Here is a 16059-nt window from a genome sequence, read left to right as displayed (position 1 = left end):
CTTCACCGGCCGGCGCGGCGTCGACCGCGCACGCCCTCCCCGATCCCTACCCTAACGTTAGGGTAGAGTCGCCGGAGCGGGCCACGTCGGCCCGCGCGCTGCCGTGTCGGGGCCGATGAAGCCCCCGGCGGAGACCTCGAACCGTGCGGGGGACGTACGCCCGCGTGCCGCTCGTCCATGGTCCCGGCCGCCCGCGGGTGCCGTCCCGGCCCCCGCGCCCTTCCCGCGCTCCCCCACCCGTCCACGGGGGCGTGCCCGAACACGACAGGTTCCCGTTCCCTTGTCCTCTTCCGCCGATTCCGCCGATACCGCCGATACCGCCGTGTCCGCCGTGGCCTCGCCCGCCGCACTGATGCGCGCCCTGCGCCCCGACTGGCTCACCGACCCCAAGGTGTGGCGCACCGAGGTGCTGGCCGGTCTGGTGGTCGCCCTGGCGCTGATCCCCGAGGCCATCTCGTTCTCGGTCATCGCCGGCGTCGAACCGGCGATCGGCCTGTTCGCCTCCTTCACCATGGCGGTGACCATCTCCGTCGTCGGCGGACGCCGCGCCATGATCTCGGCCGCGACCGGTGCCGTGGCCCTGGTCATCGGCCCGCTCAACCGCGAGCACGGGCTGGGTTACCTCGTCGCGGCCGTCATCCTGGCCGGTGTCTTCCAGATCGTCCTCGGCGCGCTCGGGGTCGCGAAGCTCATGCGCTTCGTGCCGCGCTCGGTCATGGTCGGCTTCGTCAACGCGCTCGCCGTCCTGATCTTCGTGGCACAGGTCCCGGAGATGCACGACGTGCCGTGGGCGGTCTATCCGCTCATCGCGGCGGGCCTGGCGCTCATGGTCTTCTTCCCGAAGGTCACCAGGGTGGTCCCCGCCCCTCTGGTCTCCATCGTGATCCTGACCGTCATCACGGTCGCCGCCGGGATCGCCGTGCCGACCGTGGGCGACAAGGGCGCCCTGCCCTCCTCACTGCCCGTGCCGGGCCTGCCCGACGTGCCGTTCACCGTGGACACCCTCACCACCGTCGCCCCCTACGCGCTGGCGATGGCCCTGGTCGGCCTGATGGAGTCGCTGATGACGGCGCAGCTCGTCGACGACATCACCGACACCCGCTCCTCCAAGACCCGCGAGTCCATCGGGCAGGGCGTCGCCAACATCGTCACCGGCCTCTTCGGCGGCATGGGCGGCTGCGCCATGATCGGCCAGACGATGATCAACGTGAAGGTCTCCGGCGCCCGCACCCGCCTGTCCACCTTCCTCGCCGGCACGTTCCTGATGGTGCTCTGCATCGTCTTCGGTCCGGTCGTCTCCGACATCCCCATGGCCGCCCTGGTCGCGGTGATGGTGATGGTCTCCTTCGCGACGTTCGACTGGCACTCCGTCGCGCCGAAAACGCTGCGGCGGATGCCCGCCGGGGAGATCGCCGTCATGGCCATCACCGTCGTGGTCGTGGTCGCCACCTCCAACCTGGCCATCGGCGTCGTCGTCGGCTCCCTGACCGCGATGGTCGTCTTCGCCAGGCGGGTCGCCCACCTCGCGGACGTCACCGCCGTCACCGGCCCCGACGGCACGAGCGTCGTCTACTCCGTGACCGGCGAGCTGTTCTTCGCCTCCTCCAACGACCTGATCGGCCGGTTCCGGTACGCCAGCGACCCGGACAAGGTCGTCATCGACCTGTCCGCCGCCCACATCTGGGACGCCTCCTCCGTCGCCGTCCTCGACGCCATCGAGACCAAGTACGCCCAGCGCGGCAAGACGGTCGAGATCACCGGCCTCAACCAGCCCAGCGCCGCGCTCCACGGCAAGCTCACCGGCGAACTCACCAGCCACTGACCGCCCTCGGCCGTCTCGACCGGTACGGGAGAGACCCCCGGGGCCGGTGATGCGCGGGTAAGGAAATGTGCCGGGGGAATTGCCTTGGGGCGTTCCCTTAAGGCAGGCTGTCGGCCCAGTCAGGCCCCGTCCTCCGCACACCCGTACGTACGCGCGTACGGGCACCGGAGTGGGCGGCGGGCACGATCGCGTCCGGGAGGTCACCGAACGGGCCACGCTGGAAGGAAACCGTGTGAGCCGGATCTCGGTCCGGGGGATCGCGGTGGCTTCGGCCACGGCGGTCACCTCCGTGGGCGCCGTCGTCGGTGTCGCCTCGAGCAGCCAGGCGAGCGTGCAGCCCGTCGCCGCCACCGACTCCACGGTCCTCGGGGACATACCCGCCGGCCAGCGGGTCCAGCAGGCCTCCCTGACGCAGCAGGTGCAGGCGCAGTCCGACGCCGCCGACGCCGGCGCCAGGAAGTCCGCGGAGCAGGCCGCGCGCAGGCAGGCCGCCAAGGACGCCGCCGACCGCAAGGAGGCGGCGTCGAAGGCCGAGGCCGACCGCAAGGCCAAGGCCGCCGCCCGCGCCGCGCTGGTCGTGAAGGCCTCGTACACCGTGGCCGAAGTCCAGGCGATGGCGCAGGGGATCATCGGTGACGCCTCGCAGTACCAGTGCTTCTCCAACATCGTGACCCGTGAGAGCGGCTGGAACTACACCGCGACGAACGCCTCTTCCGGCGCCTACGGCCTCGTCCAGGCCCTGCCCGGCTCCAAGATGGCCTCCGCGGGCGCCGACTGGCGCACCAACCCCGGCACCCAGATCAAGTGGGGCCTCAACTACATGAACAGCCGGTACGGCAGCCCCTGCGGTGCCTGGTCGTTCTGGCAGGCCAACCACTGGTACTAGCCTCGTCCGGGCGGCCGTTCCGCTCGGGCTCACCGCGCCGCCGGCCCGCGCCCGTCCGGTCACCGCCGGATGGACCCCGCCAGGTCCGTGACCGCGCGAAGCCGGCTTTCGGTGCGGCGACGCACGTCCCGGACGAGTTCAGCGACACCGGCGACGCACCGCCTCGCGGTCGGGGCCGCACCGGGCCCGGACGGCGTGCCAGGCGCCTGGGCAGGGCGCCAGGGCGTGCGGGTACCGCTCGTCAGCCGGCGCTGCGGTGCACGCGGCCCGGGCAGGGGCGCGAGCCGTCGTGGCGCACTCCGGCGCGCACGGTGACGGGATCGGCGCCGAGGCCGGCCGCCGCGTGCTCCGGGGCTGCCGGCAGGCCGCCCGCGGCGGCAAGGCCAGGATCGAGGTCGCGGTTGACGCGCCCAGTGTGGCGCCACGGCACCGCGTGGGAAACACCGGGACGGCCCCCGACGGCCCCGGCCCGTCCGTGCCGGGGCCGTCGGGTCGGGCCGGCCGCCCGTCAGCGCAGCGACTCGGGCAGGTCCTCACGGTGGACGATGCCCAGGCGCTGCGTGGCGCGGGTCAGGGCCACGTACAGGTCGCTGGTCCCGAACGCCGCCGGTTCCACCACCAGGACGTGGTCGAATTCGAGCCCCTTGGCCTCGCGGGGGCCGAGCAGCACCACGGGCCGGGTGAGGTCGGGCTCGGCGCCGGCCGTGACGCCGTCGAGCGGGGCGGCGATCTCCTCGTGCAACGCGCGCGGCGCGATCACCGCGAGGCGCCCCTCGTCGGGGGTCAGCTCCGCGACGGCCTGCGCGACCGCGCCGGCCAGATCGGCGCCGCAGTGCCGCGTCCACGGCTTCTCGCCGGTGGAGCGCACTGACCGGGGCGGCTCGAAGGCGGGGTCCTCGCCGCGTACGACCTGCGCGGCCAGGTCCATGATCTCCGCGGGCGTACGGTAGTTGACGCCGAGCCGCACATGCTCGAAGCGGTCGCCGACGTACGGCCGGAGGATCTTGTCCCAGGACCCGACGCCCGCCTCCTCCGAGGTCTGCGCCGGATCGCCGACCAGGGTCAGTGAGCGCGTCGGGGACCGGCGCATGAGCAGGCGCCACGCCATCGGCGACAGCTCCTGCGCCTCGTCGACGATGATGTGCCCGAACGCCCAGGTCCGGTCGGCGGCGGCCCGCTCGGCCGCGCTGCGGTGGTCGGCCTCCTCCTGCCGGTCGGCCATCCGCTCGGCGTCGATGATGTCGTGGGCGGCCAGGACCTCGGACTCCGCGTCCTCGAACTCGAAGGACTCCGAGCCGCGGGACACCTCCAGGACGCCCTGCGCGTAGGCGATCTGCTCCTGGCGCTCGGCCTCGGCGGCGGCCCGCGCGGCGCTGTCGTCGACGCCCAGCAGTTCGGCCGCCTCGTCGAGGAGCGGCACGTCGGCCGGGGTCCATTCGCCGTCGCCGGGGGCGCGGCGGATGGCCTCGGCGTCCTCGTCCGGCAGGTACACCGGCTCGGCCAGGTAGTCGGCGAGGAACTCCTGCGGGGTGAGCATCGGCCACAGCTCCGCCACGGCCGCCCGCACCTCGCCGCTGGCGGCGATGCCCTTGCCGAGCTGCGCGATGTCGTCCGGGCCGAGGAAGTTGGGACCGCCGTACGGGTCCGCGCCGATGCGGTCGGCGAGCTGCGCGGTGAGGGTGTCGATGACGTGGAACGCGAAGTACGGCCGGGCGAGGTTGTGCGGCAGGCGCGTCTCGCGGGCGGCCTCCCGGGCCTGGTAGGCGATCTCCCAGTCCAGGACGAGTTCGCCGTCGTCGTGCGGGATGATCATCGGCGCGCCGGGCTCGGGCAGTGCCTGGCGGTCGCGCAGGGCGAGGGCCAGCGCCTCGGCCATGCCCGCGGCGCCCTTGACGGCCGCTGCGCGCGTGGTGTCGGTGCCGCGTGCGTGGACGCCGGGGAAGAGCTCGGCCTGCGTGGCGAGCATGACGCCGGTCTCGCCGAGGGCGGGCAGCACCTCGCCGATGTAGCGCAGGAAGGCCGGGTTGGGGCCCACGATCAGGACCGCGCGCTTGGCCAGCAACTCACGGTGCTCGTACAGCAGGAAGGCCGCCCGGTGCAGCGCGACCGCGGTCTTGCCGGTGCCGGGTCCGCCCTCGACGACGAGGACGCCGCGGTGCGGGGCGCGGATGATGCGGTCCTGGTCGGCCTGGATGGTCCGCACGATGTCGGCCATGCGGCCGGTGCGCGCCGAGTTGAGGGCGGCGAGCAGCACGGCGTCGCCGGTGCGGTCCTCGAAGCCGCTGCGGTCGTCGTCCTCGAGGTCGAGGATCTCGTCGTGCAGTTCGGTGACCCGGCGGCCCTCGGTGGTGATGTGCCTGCGCCGGCGCAGACCCATGGGCGTGTGCCCGGTGGCGAGGTAGAACGGCCGGGCGACCGGTGCGCGCCAGTCGATGAGGAGGGGCGTGTGGTCGATGTCGTCCTCACGGATCCCGATGCGGCCGATGTGGTGCGCGGCACCGTCCCGCAGGTCGATCCGGCCGAAGCACAGCGAGCCGTCGACCGCGTTGAGGGCCGCCAGCAGCCCGGATCGCTCGGCGACGAGGACGTCGCGTTCGAGCCGGGCCTGCATGCCGGTGCCGACCGGGGACAGCGCGTCGTCGACGCGCTGGGCGGCGACCCCGCGCAGCGTGTCGACCCGCCCGTAGAGCCGGTCGATGAATTCCTGCTCCTTCTGCAGTTCGACGCTTTCGCGAGTTGACACATTCGCTCCCTGTCGGATATGCTGTTTCTAGTGGCCCCCATTGAGGGGCCGTTTCTGTGCGCGCACAGAAACACTCAATATACGTGAGGGAATCCTCGCTCCGCAATTGCGGAACGGGGATTTTCTGCGTCTCGCGGCGGGACGTGGGCCTCGGCGCTGCGCCGGGGCGGGCGGGACGCCCCTCCGGCGGGCGAGGGCGGCAAAAAGAAAAGGAAAGGGGCTCGTCCGGCCCCAATCCGTTCCCGACGTACAGCGCCCCGGGGGTCTTGCGGCAAGGCCCCGGGAGTACCGAGGAATCGCCCACCGCAACCGGAATTCGGGGCGCGGGGAGAAACGAAGTGCGTGTGCTGTCGTCGACGTACGGGACACCGGAGGCCGTCGCACCGCTGGTGGCGACCGGGACGCCGCCGGCCGCGGCCGGAGCGATGGCCGGCACCAGGGGACTGCGGGACCCGAAGCGGCAGGCCCGCCCCGTCCAAGGGCCGGGACGGTGTTCGCCTATGATCAACGCCCGCTGGACGGACGATCGAAGCGGGGGTGGCAGATGACGTACCGGCGCGCGGCGATACCGGTCCTGACCGGGGGGCTGCTGCTCACGGCGCTGCTGTGGTGGGCGGGGGCGAGCGCGCACGCGCTGAACCTGCCGGGCGCCGTCGACATGCTCGGCGGGCGGGCGGCCGCGGAACTCGGGACGTGGCTGACCCCCTGGTCGTAGGGAGGAACGCCGTCTCGCGCTGGACGACCCCGATCTGCCCGAGGAGGCCCTGAGGGCACTGGCCCGCGACCCGGACCTGCGATGGGCGGCGGCCCGGCATCCGCGGCTCCCCGTACCGCTGCTCCGGGAGCTGCTCGACGACCCCGGCACGACCCGCTTCGCCGCTTGCAACCCCGGTCTGCCCGCCGAGGACATGCGCCGGCTCCTCGACGGCGCCGGCGTCCCCGCCTTCCAGCCGCTGCTGCCGCGGCCCCTGCCACCGCCCGCGTCGCGCCCACTGTCAGGGGTGTCACTCCACTGCCGGGGCCTGATGTCCGCGGTGTTGGAGCAGGCGGACAAGCTCGTGGCGGGTGGCCGCCAGAACCACGCGGTCATCAGGCTGGAGAACGTATCAGGGGTGCAGGTCCCAGGCCAGTTCCGGCTCACGGGAAGGAAAATCATGGTAGTTGCCGGCCGCGAGGTCCGGGCGTCGGTCGGGCGGAGCCGCCAGGTCGAGTGCGAGTACCCGCCATTCGCCGGGGTGGAAGGCATCACGGATGGTGTGTCCCTCCAGCTCGACGTGACCGCGCACTTCCACAGCGGCAAAGAGGAGAACCTGGCGTTCCACCGGGATGGCGCCGAGGATCTGACGCCCCATCATGGCGTCGGCGAACGCGGGCGCCACCAGGGTGGAGACGCTGCGGCTGCGCGTCGTGGCTTCGGGATAGGAGTCCCGCAGCGCACGGTAGACGGTGGAGGCGAAGTCATCGTCGAACAGGCGCATCGCTACGCGCAGCGCTGGGGCGGCCTCGCGTGCGTACAGGGCGGCTTCGAGGTTGGTGGTGTCGTCGCTGGTGAGCGCCATCAGCGCACGACTGCCGGCGATGCGGGCGGCTTCCATGACGCCTTCTTGCGTGGCGTCCCCGATGACGACCGGCACGCGGCGTGCACGGGCCGTGGCCACACCTCGGGCCTCGGGGTCCCGCTCGATGCAGACGACGTCGATGCCGAGCGCATACAGCTGGTCCAGGACCCGGCTGCCGACCTTGCCCAGGCCGACCAGTACGACGTGTCCGGACAAGCCGCGGGGCGGCAGCCTCAGGGCTGAGGCGGTACGGAAGGCCCCCAGCGTCTCCAGCACGATCGCGAAGAGCACCGGCAACAGCGCCATGCCGGCGAGTCCGGACAGTAACTGGAGGACCTGACGGGCGGGGCGCTCGTCCACGGCTGGATCGTTGATGTTGAGGACATCCAGCAGCGAAAGATACGCCGCGTGCGGAGGGGAGCCGCCGATGACATGCCAGGTCATGGCGGCGAAGATCACCTGCAGGGCGACGAGTCCGGCAGCGGCGTGCCACAGCCGCGGGGAGAACAGTTCACGCAGCGGCGGAGCCGCCTGCCGGCGTCGCCGGGCGGCCGGCTCCTCCGCTTGCCTGCTGATGGCTTCGAGCACCACGCGGCCGTGCACTCCGGTCGCCGCCTGGACGGTTTGATCGTCGGGCAGCAGTTGCGCGCCGCCGGTGCCGAGGCTGCCGGCTTCTCCGTCCGGATCAGACCGGGAGTCAGACAGCACAGCCAGGGTGCACAGCGCAGGTGGGCGGCGCAAGCCATCGTTTTCACTGTTCAAGGGCCGCTCGGCAGCACGCAGGAGCAGTCCGTCGGCCTGGACGACCTTACTGCTCCCCACCACGGCGGCCGCCACCAGCGCCGGGGCAGCGGTGTCGACATCGGACAGGACGGTGGTGGAGGCGTCGAGCTCCGAAGGCCTCAGGTGGGGAGAGCGCGCCGCGGCGGCACGCTCCAGCAACTCCTCCAGATGGCGCCCCAGCTTGCGGTTGTACATGCGGATCACCAGGCGGACGTCCGGGTTCATGCGCCGGGCTCGTAAGGCAGCGTGGATGTTGGTCTGGTCGTCCTCGTACGCCAGCGCCAGCGCCACCGCGAAATGCACCCCCGCCTCATGCAAGGCGGCCTCGACCGGGTCGGCGGCCTCCATCACACGCACCCCGTGACGAGGCGTCAACTCGACGATCTGCGGTCCGTGGTTGCGGCGCAACGACGGCAGGACCACGGTGACGTGCGCACCGTAGAGGCGGCCAGTTCGTGGGCGAGCCGGTGTACGAGCGCGTCGTCGCCGCAGATGACCATGTGTCCTGGAGACGGATGCTGAGCCTGGCTGGGGAAGATGTGCACGCCCGTACCTTCCCTGATCTCCGCTCGTGGGGTCCAGCTGCTGCCTGACATCTGCCCTGTATCGCGCGCGAGCCAGAAACGGGAGAAACCATGGGTGCCGCATGCGTCTTCGCCACGCGCTGAGCTGGTCGAACCGGCGCCGCGGACGCCAAGCAGTCAGCCGCCGCCGCACCTTCCTGCCTGCGGCCTGGTGGCACGATCGGGGGCGGTCTCCGTGAGACCGCCCCCCGTACGACCGACGTCCCGCTCCACTCCCGCCACCCGGCGAAGGACAAGGCCGGACAGCGGGTTCCTGGTGGAGTGCCGGCCGGACAACGCCCCTGGCGACCGGGCGATGCACCCGGTCGCCACAAGGGACTTCACTGCGGCGGCGTGGAAGGCGGGGCTAGAGCGAGCCGCGCTTCACGTGACGGAGCAGGAGGAATCCCGCGATCGCGAGGACCGCTCCGAGGCCGGCCGGCCACAGGTTGGTCCCGGTGTCGGCCAGCCCGCCGTTGATCGCTTGCTGGCCCGCCTGTCCCGCGGGGCTCGGGGCGAACCCGCCGGGGGCGGGGGTCTGCCCGGGCGCCGCCGACTGCTCTTGGCCCTGCTGCCCGCCCTGTTGCTGGCCCTGCTGCTCGCCGTGGTGCTCGTGGCCGCCGGCGGGCGGGGTGGCGGTGTCGCCCTGGTCCGCCGGAGGTGTGGAGTCGGCCTTGGGCGTCACCGTGACGGGAGCGTCGGGGGTGTCACCGCCTCCGTTCTGGTCGTCGTCCGGGGTGTCCGCCGGGGGCTGCTCGGCACCGCCGTTGTCGTCGCCGTTGCCGGGCTGCTCGGTGCCGCCGTTGTCGTCGCCGTTGCCGGGCTGCTCGGTGCCGCCGTTGTCGTTGCCGTTGCCGGGCTGCTCGGTGCCGCCGTTGTCGTCGCCGTTGCCGGGCTGCTCCGCACCGCCGTTGTCGTCGCCGTTGCCGGGCTCCTCCGCGCCGTCGTCGCCGGCGCCGCAGGTGCGACCCTGGTTGATGCAGTCGGCCACCTGCTGCATCAGGCCCTCGTCGAAGATGTTGATGAAGTCGCCGTGGTCGGTGATCGGCTTGTGCAGGTTCTCGGGGAAGGAGTCCACCGCGAACAGCGGCACAGTCTTCCCGCCGTCCTGGAGGCTCGGCGCCTTGACGTCGTACACGATGCGCTGGACCAGCTGCGGGATGGCCTTGAAGCCTTGCGGGCAGTTGCCGCCCGCGTCGGCGAACGCGACGTGGGTTCGGTGGTTGGCGCTGTCGACGTTCTGCCCGTCCCAGCAGCTCTGGAAGCGGAAGGTGCGGACCACGTCGCTGCCGTCGGGGCAGAGCGGGTACTTGTCCTTCAGCTGCCGGTCCTCGAGACCGGTACAGCTCCAGGACGCGTTGGCGTTGGCCGGCCCGTTGACGAACGCCTTGGCGTCGCCGGTGATGATCCGCAGCAGGCGCGGCATAGGCGTGACCTTGCTGACGCGGTTGCCGACGAAGGTGAGCGTGACCTGCTTGGGGGTCACGATCTTCCCGGCGTTGCCCTCGGTGCCGCCGCCGGGCGCCTGGGCGTCCCGCTCCACGGTGCCGTCCTGCACGCGCAGCACGGGCCAGTAGTACGAGGACTTGTCGCCCTGGTCCTTGCAACTGGTCTCCGCCTTGGCCAGGTCGTCGATGGTGGCGAGCCCGTTGTTGGACTGGTTGCCGATGTAGTCGTGGAAGTGATGGGCGCCGTTGGTCACGCCGGGCGCGACGATGATGTTGTCGGAGTTGAACAGGCCGTTGGCGTTGACACCGCATTCGGAGGAGAACGTGCCGGAGGAGGCGTCCGACGGCTGCGGGCCGCGCGGGGCGTTCGGGCTCACGCTCATGATGTCGGCGAAGTCCGCCGCGACGGGGCCGTTGCCGCCCTGCCCGGCATTGGCCTGACCGCCGCCCTGGTCGCCGGGGGCGCCCTGGCCGGCCTGGCCGTTCTGGCCGCCGTCGCCCGTGGACGGCTGCGGACTGCCCTGCTGCCCCTCCTGGCCCTGCCGGCCCTCCTGGGCGTCGGCGGCGCGGACCGTGCACCCCGCGAGGCCCTCGACACCCTGCGGGGGGTCCCCCACCCGGTCGATGGCCTGCAGGATGCGCGCGATCGTCGCGGCGCGCTTGTCCTTCAGCGGGCCCAGTATCGCGTTGTCGACGAAGCCGGGGTCCTGCTGCTGGGCTGCCGACGTCTCCTTCAGCCGTTGGTAGGCCTCCGCTATCTGGCTGTCCAGCAGGGCGAGTTCCTTGTCGACGTCCTCCTTCGCCTGTTCGGGCACGGAGGTCAGTTGCGTGCCGACGTCGGGGCAGTCGACCGTGAGCGCCTGGCCCGCGGAGGTCGTCCGGGCGGTCTGGCCCGACGAGTCACCCTCGGTCGCCGAGGCGAAAACGTTCGCCGTGACAAGGACTCCGCCTCCCAGCATCAGGGCGACGGCCACAAAGGTGCCGCTACGTGTACCGGTAGCACGTCTGCGCGAATTGCGTACCAAGGAAACCCTCCTGCGCGCCTGATGATTGGCGGCCTGAACACGACAAGCCGCCGATACATACGGAGCCCACCCCCGGAGTGTTCAACCGCCCCGGGAATGCACAGGAGTTACGGGTCAAGGCCGGTTCCGCCCAGGCCGGGTCCGGTGGCCCCCACGCCACCGGGCGCGGCCGGCGCGCGCCTCACCAGGTGTGGGCCACGTCGACCACCAGGCGGTCGGACAGCTGGAACACCCGGAACGGCAGCCGGGCCCGGACCCCCAGACCCACCTGCGTGTCACCCTCGAAACTCGACGCGAACCTGGCGTCCCGGAAGGTCCGGTAGCCGGTCAGGTCGACCCCCGGCAGCGTCCGCCCCGCCCGGCCCGGGTAGGTCGCGGCACCGGTCTGCGGGTCGTACGAGGGGGCGGCGACCCTGATCTCGATGATCGCTCCGCCGGAGACCGGTATGACCCGGCCCGAGCCGTCCTGGTGGACGGCGGCGACGTACCGCACGGTGTAGCCGATGGTGTCCGTGCCCGCGGTGGGCACGTCGAACACCACGCGGTCGTAGCACTCGTGGCGGCCGGTCCTGATGTCGGTCAGCGGCCCGAAGTCGGCGTCGGTGGCGGACTTCGGGAGGCTGCCCCAGCCCGTCGGGCACGCCGCCGCGGGCGCCGCGGCCACGGTGGGCGCCGCCACGGCCATCCCCGCACCCGTCATCACCAGGGCGGCCAGCACCGCCCCGTATCGTTTCGCACGCATGGTTCCCCCTTGCATCGCGGCTCCTGCTTTCTCGTCATGTACGACATGCCGGGCAAGGGTTTGGTTGTGTGGAGCCGCCCCGAAAATATCCGCCGGCACTCGCCGCGTGGGTCGCGCTCGCGTCAGCCGGCGACACGGGGGAACGCCGTTCCCAGGACCTGCGTGACCGTGGCGAGGGTGGCCTCCGACGGTTCGCGCAGGCACACGTTGACGCGTACCTCGAAGGGCTTGCCGTACGGGGCTGCGCGACCGCTCCCCCAGGCGACGATCTCCGTGTCGCCCCTCAGGATCCGGCAGTTCTTCCCGGCGCGTACCGGCTCGCCCATCCGCAGCGGCGTCGCCAGGCCGGCCTTACCCGTCACGGCGGGCCGGAACGACAGCAGCACCCCGCCTTCCTCCAGAGCCTTCAGTGGCACGCAGGCGGGGAGCGCGTCATCGGCCAGGTCGGGGCAGAAGCCGCGTGACGGGCGGCTCAGGGGCTGTGAGGAGACGAAACCCGTCGCCGTGGCGCGGTCGTCGACGGACAGACTGTGCCAGCTTCGCGGTACCTGCAGGATCAGTCCGGCCCCGTGCAGGAGACGGACCGTCTTGAGGAGCCGCGTGGTGCCGGCCGGGGGCGTCGCGGTGGGGAGGGCACGCTGCCGCTCGGGGGCCGCGGCCGCCGGCTGTACGTCACCCGGTGGCCGCAGCCCCGGTACGAGGGCCACGCAGGCCACGACGGCGGCCACCGCCGTGGCCGCCCCGGCCGCTGCCGCACGGCGCCTCCGGCGACGCTGCACACGCCGCCGGATCTGCCTCATGCGGTCGGCGGGCGTCGCGGGCTGCGGCACCCCGTCGCGCAGGAGGCGGCGCAGCGCCTGTTCCGTCTCGTGCCACTGCTCGTCAGGCGCGGCGCGCATGTTCCTCACTCCCAATCCACCCGCCGAGACGTCCCCGCGTCGACCGGCGCCTCACGTACGTGCACCCCGGGCTCTCCCCGGAGTTTCTGTGCCGCCCGGTCCGGACCTCCGCGAACCGCGTACGACGGGCCCCTGCCATCGCGCTCCTGTCCCGGTTGAACTCCTCACCCCTGTTCCAACCAGGTGGGGCGCCGTTCGGTTGCCCGCGGAACCGGAGCCGTCCCACCGGCTCCCCCCCGATGGACAGGCGCGACCCGTGGTCGGGGCCGCCGTCCGCCGCCTCGCCGGCCGCGTGTGGAGGGAGACCGCCGACCTGTGGGTCTGCTGCTCTTCCCGCGCGGCAGATGCAGACGCCGTACGGCTCGTGCGTCACGGGTGCACGAAGGCCGTGATCCGCTCCGGAACGCAGAAGCCCGCGGCGCAGGCCGGGCACGTGGTGCGGCCGAACAGGTGGGTCGGCCGCCGGCAATGATCGCAGCCGCCCTCGTCTGAAGGGCGGGCGGACGCCGCCATGACGAGCCGGCCCGGCCGGCGGCGCCGCCCCGCCGTCCGGGGTACCGGGACGGCGGGGCGGGGCGGCGGGGCGGCGGGGCTCAGGCCTCGGTCACTCCTCGCTCACTCCTCGGTCGGGCCGAGGTCGGGGGTGTCGCGCAGGTCGGCCGTCGCGCGGGCGGTCGCGTGGAGTTCCAGCACCACGAGTTCGTTGGTGCCGGCGCGCAGGACCGGTCCGGGGACGTAGAGGCGGCGCTGGGGGCCTCGGGACCAGTGGCGGCCGAGGGCGAAGCCGTTGATCCAGGCGTTGCCCTTGGTCCAGCCGGTGAGGTCCAGGTACGTGTCGGCGGGCTGCTCCACCTCGAACTCCCCGCGGTGGAAGGCGGGTCCCACGGGCTGCGGGCCGCCGGTGGTGAAGGTCAGGCCCGACAGGTCGTCCAGGGGCAGGGGCCTGCTGCTCCAGCCGGTCAGTTCAATGCCGCCCGCGGTGACGGTCCCGGTGAGGCCCTTGCGGTCGTGGATGCCCTGCCCGTAGTTGACGCGGCCCTGGTTCTCGACGAGGACGGTCAGAGTGGCTCCGCCGGCGGGCACGGTGACGGCCAGGGCGCTCTCGTGCAGTTCGCGTTCGAGGACGCCCGCCGGGGCGCCGTCGAGGAAGACCTGCGCCCGGTCCGCGATCCCGGCGAAATGCAGCAGGGCCGGGCCCGGCTCGCGCAGCGCGGTCTCGTACAGCACAAAGCCGAAGTCCTGGCCGAGTTCCTCCATGGTCAGCGGGCGCGGCCCGGTCACCGCCTCGCCGAGGCGGTCGGCGGAGCCGAGCAGCGGGGCGCTGCCGGTGAGCGGGACGCCGAGGAGGTTCAGCTTCTTGGACGGCTCGGGCAGGGGCTCGCCGGGGACGGTGGTGTGCCGGGCGAGCACGTCGCGGAAGGCCAGGTACTTGGGGGTGATGTCGCCGGCCTCGTCCAGGGGCGCGTCGTAGTCGTAGGAGGTGATGGTGGGCCGGTAGGTGTGCTTGTCGTTGGCGCCGTTGGTGAAGCCGAAGTTGGTCCCGCCGTGGAACATGTACAGGTTGACGCTGGCGCCGGCCGACAGCATTTCGTCGAGGTCGGCGGCGGCGGACGCGGCGTCGCGGACGACGTGCACGCCGCCCCAGCGGTCGAACCAGCCGTTCCAGAACTCCGTGCACATCAGCGGCCCGTCGCCCTGGTGCTCGCGCAGCGCGGCCAGGCCCTGCGCGGGGCGACTGCCGAAGTTGACGGTGCCGAGGACGCCCGGGAGGCTGCCGCGGGCGAGGTCGGCGGGCTGGTCACAGGTGAACAGGGGGACGTCCACGCCGCCGTCACGCAGCTTGTCCTGAAGGTGCGTCAGGTAGACGGGGTCCTCACCGTAGGCGCCGTACTCGTTCTCCACCTGCACCGCCAGGACGGGCCCTTGGTTGGTGGACAGGTAGGGCACGACCAGCGGCAGCAGCCGGTCCAGGTAGTCGTCCACCGCCGCCAGGTAGCGCGGGTCTACGGTACGCAACCGGATGCCGGGCGTGGCGAGCAGCCAGGACGGCAGTCCACCGCCCTCCCACTCGGCGCAGACGTACGGGCCGGGGCGTAGCAGGACGTGCAGGCCCTCCTGCTGCGCGAGTTCCAGGAAGGCCGGCAGGTCCAGGCCTTCGTCGGCACGGAAGGTCCCCGGTCGCGGCTGGTGCAGGTTCCACGGCACATAGGTGTCGATGGTGTTGAGTCCGAGCAGCCGTGCCTTGCGCAGCCGGTCGCGCCACTGGGCGGGGTGGACGCGGAAGTAGTGCAGGCCACCGGAGATGATGCGGAACGGTTCGCCGCCGAGGCGGAATTCGTTCCCTTCGATCCGCAGTACGGGCATGGGCCGTGCTCCTCCAGTGGAGTCGAGTTCTGGTGCGTGCGGTGCGGTCACGGGGCGTTCGCCGGTGTGCGGCGGGGACGCCCCGTGACGGGATGTTTGCGTTGCCATCGCGATGGTGCGGTGACCGCGGGAAACTTCCGGGGCAAGGTCAGCGGCCGTGTGGCGGCGGGGCGGTACTGGCGCGCACGACCAGACTGGTGGGCACCAGCGTGGTGCCCCGCTCCGCCTCGTCGTTGCGGATCTGCCGCAGCACCCCGTCGACGCAGCGCCGGCCGACCTCGGCGAAGTCCTGGTGGATCGTCGTCAGCGGCGGCATGTACGAGGCGGCCTCGGGGATGTCGTCGAAGCCCACGACGCTGACGTCCTCCGGCACCCGCCGGCCGTGCTCGCGCAGGGCTCGCAGCAGCCCGAGTGCCATCTGGTCGTTGGCGACGAACACCGCGGTGCAGCCGGGGTCCCCGGCGATCCGCAGCCCGGCCTCGTAGCCGGACTCCGCGGACCAGTCGCCGCGCAGCAGCGGCGGCACCTCGCGCCCCGCCGCCTCCAGGGCCGCCCGCCAGGCACCCACGCGGCGCTCGGCGGCGAACGACTCCTCCGGGCCGGCGATGTGCCGCACCGTGCCGTGGCCGAGGCCCAGCAGATGCTCCACGGCCGCCCGCGCGCCGCTGGCCTGGTCGGTGTCGACCACGCAGTACCGGTCGCCGGCGTCGGAGTCCACCACGACCACCGGAGCGGTCGGCGGCAGCGCCACCGTCATCGCGTCCAGCAGGTGGACCTCCATGATCATCACGACGCCGTCCACCGCCAGCTCACCGAGCCGGGTGAACGCGCCCCGGACCCCGTCCTGCGTGGGCGCGGTGACCGGCAGCAGCGTCGTGGCGTAACCCTCACGGGCCGCGGAGGAGGCCACCGCCTCCAGTGTGCGCATGTTTCCGGTGCTGGAGAGGTTGAACAGGATGACGCCGATGGTGCGGAACTCACCGCGCTTGAGGGCGCGGGCGGCGCTGTTGGGCCGGTAACCGAGCTCCTTCATCGCGGCCAGCACCTGCCGCCGGGTCTCCTCCAGCACCCCGGGGAAGCCGTTGGAGACCCGGGAGACGGTCTGCGCCGAGACGCCCGCCAGCTTGGCCACGTCGGCCATCGACGCACCGCGCCGCCGCCGCTGCGCGCCCGCCGCAGAGCTCTGTCCGGTCCCGTCCACGTGCGTCGTACACCTCATACGTTT

At 72.4% G+C, this 16059-nt stretch carries 9 protein-coding genes and 1 pseudogene; 3 read left to right on the top strand and 7 right to left on the bottom strand.

Translation table 11 applies throughout. The features are described 5' to 3' along the window. The first annotated feature begins 352 nt into the window (after positions 1 to 352). Both ACRWNP_RS14910 and ACRWNP_RS14905 read left to right on the top strand, forming a co-directional pair. Positions 353 to 1822, top strand: a complete 1470-nt coding sequence (locus tag ACRWNP_RS14910; protein ID WP_431961789.1) for a SulP family inorganic anion transporter — start codon at positions 353 to 355, stop codon at positions 1820 to 1822. A 232-nt stretch (positions 1823 to 2054) separates the two neighbouring features. Next, positions 2055 to 2708 (top strand): transglycosylase SLT domain-containing protein, encoded by a 654-nt coding sequence (locus ACRWNP_RS14905; RefSeq protein ID WP_431961685.1) that lies wholly within the window; start codon positions 2055 to 2057, stop codon positions 2706 to 2708. Between the two features lie 508 nt (positions 2709 to 3216). Here the strand turns inward: ACRWNP_RS14905 and ACRWNP_RS14900 are convergent. Beyond that, complete coding sequence (locus ACRWNP_RS14900; RefSeq protein ID WP_431961788.1) at positions 3217 to 5427, bottom strand: HelD family protein; 2211 nt, start codon at positions 5425 to 5427, stop codon at positions 3217 to 3219. A gap of 568 nt (positions 5428 to 5995) precedes the next feature. On the opposite strand from ACRWNP_RS14900, the gene ACRWNP_RS14895 reads away from it, so the two are divergent. Further along, a complete protein-coding gene (locus ACRWNP_RS14895; protein ID WP_431961798.1) occupies positions 5996 to 6166 on the top strand; it encodes a hypothetical protein in 171 nt (56 codons plus the stop codon). Positions 6167 to 6455: 289 nt separating this feature from the next. Here the strand turns inward: ACRWNP_RS14895 and ACRWNP_RS14890 are convergent. From ACRWNP_RS14890 to ACRWNP_RS14865, 6 genes and pseudogenes are all read right to left on the bottom strand, one after another. After that, positions 6456 to 8293 (bottom strand): annotated as a pseudogene (locus ACRWNP_RS14890) (NAD-binding protein). Between the two features lie 430 nt (positions 8294 to 8723). Next, positions 8724 to 10763: a DUF1996 domain-containing protein gene (locus ACRWNP_RS14885; protein WP_431961787.1), complete on the bottom strand. Its 2040-nt coding sequence runs from the start codon at positions 10761 to 10763 to the stop codon at positions 8724 to 8726. 247 nt (positions 10764 to 11010) lie between these two features. Continuing rightward, the gene (locus tag ACRWNP_RS14880) at positions 11011 to 11571 is read right to left on the bottom strand and encodes an AMIN-like domain-containing (lipo)protein (RefSeq protein WP_431961684.1); all 561 of its coding nucleotides are present in this window, start codon (positions 11569 to 11571) and stop codon (positions 11011 to 11013) included. A 122-nt stretch (positions 11572 to 11693) separates the two neighbouring features. Continuing rightward, positions 11694 to 12470: a hypothetical protein gene (locus ACRWNP_RS14875; RefSeq protein WP_431961683.1), complete on the bottom strand. Its 777-nt coding sequence runs from the start codon at positions 12468 to 12470 to the stop codon at positions 11694 to 11696. A 615-nt stretch (positions 12471 to 13085) separates the two neighbouring features. Beyond that, positions 13086 to 14834, bottom strand: a complete 1749-nt coding sequence (locus tag ACRWNP_RS14870; RefSeq protein WP_431961682.1) for a glycoside hydrolase family 35 protein — start codon at positions 14832 to 14834, stop codon at positions 13086 to 13088. A 148-nt stretch (positions 14835 to 14982) separates the two neighbouring features. Further along, positions 14983 to 16053 (bottom strand): LacI family DNA-binding transcriptional regulator, encoded by a 1071-nt coding sequence (locus ACRWNP_RS14865; RefSeq protein WP_431961681.1) that lies wholly within the window; start codon positions 16051 to 16053, stop codon positions 14983 to 14985. Positions 16054 to 16059: the final 6 nt, after the last annotated feature.

This window comes from Actinacidiphila sp. bgisy160 (assembly GCF_965342435.1).
GTDB lineage: Bacteria > Actinomycetota > Actinomycetes > Streptomycetales > Streptomycetaceae > Actinacidiphila.
This window is presented reverse-complemented; position numbering and strand designations above follow the sequence as displayed.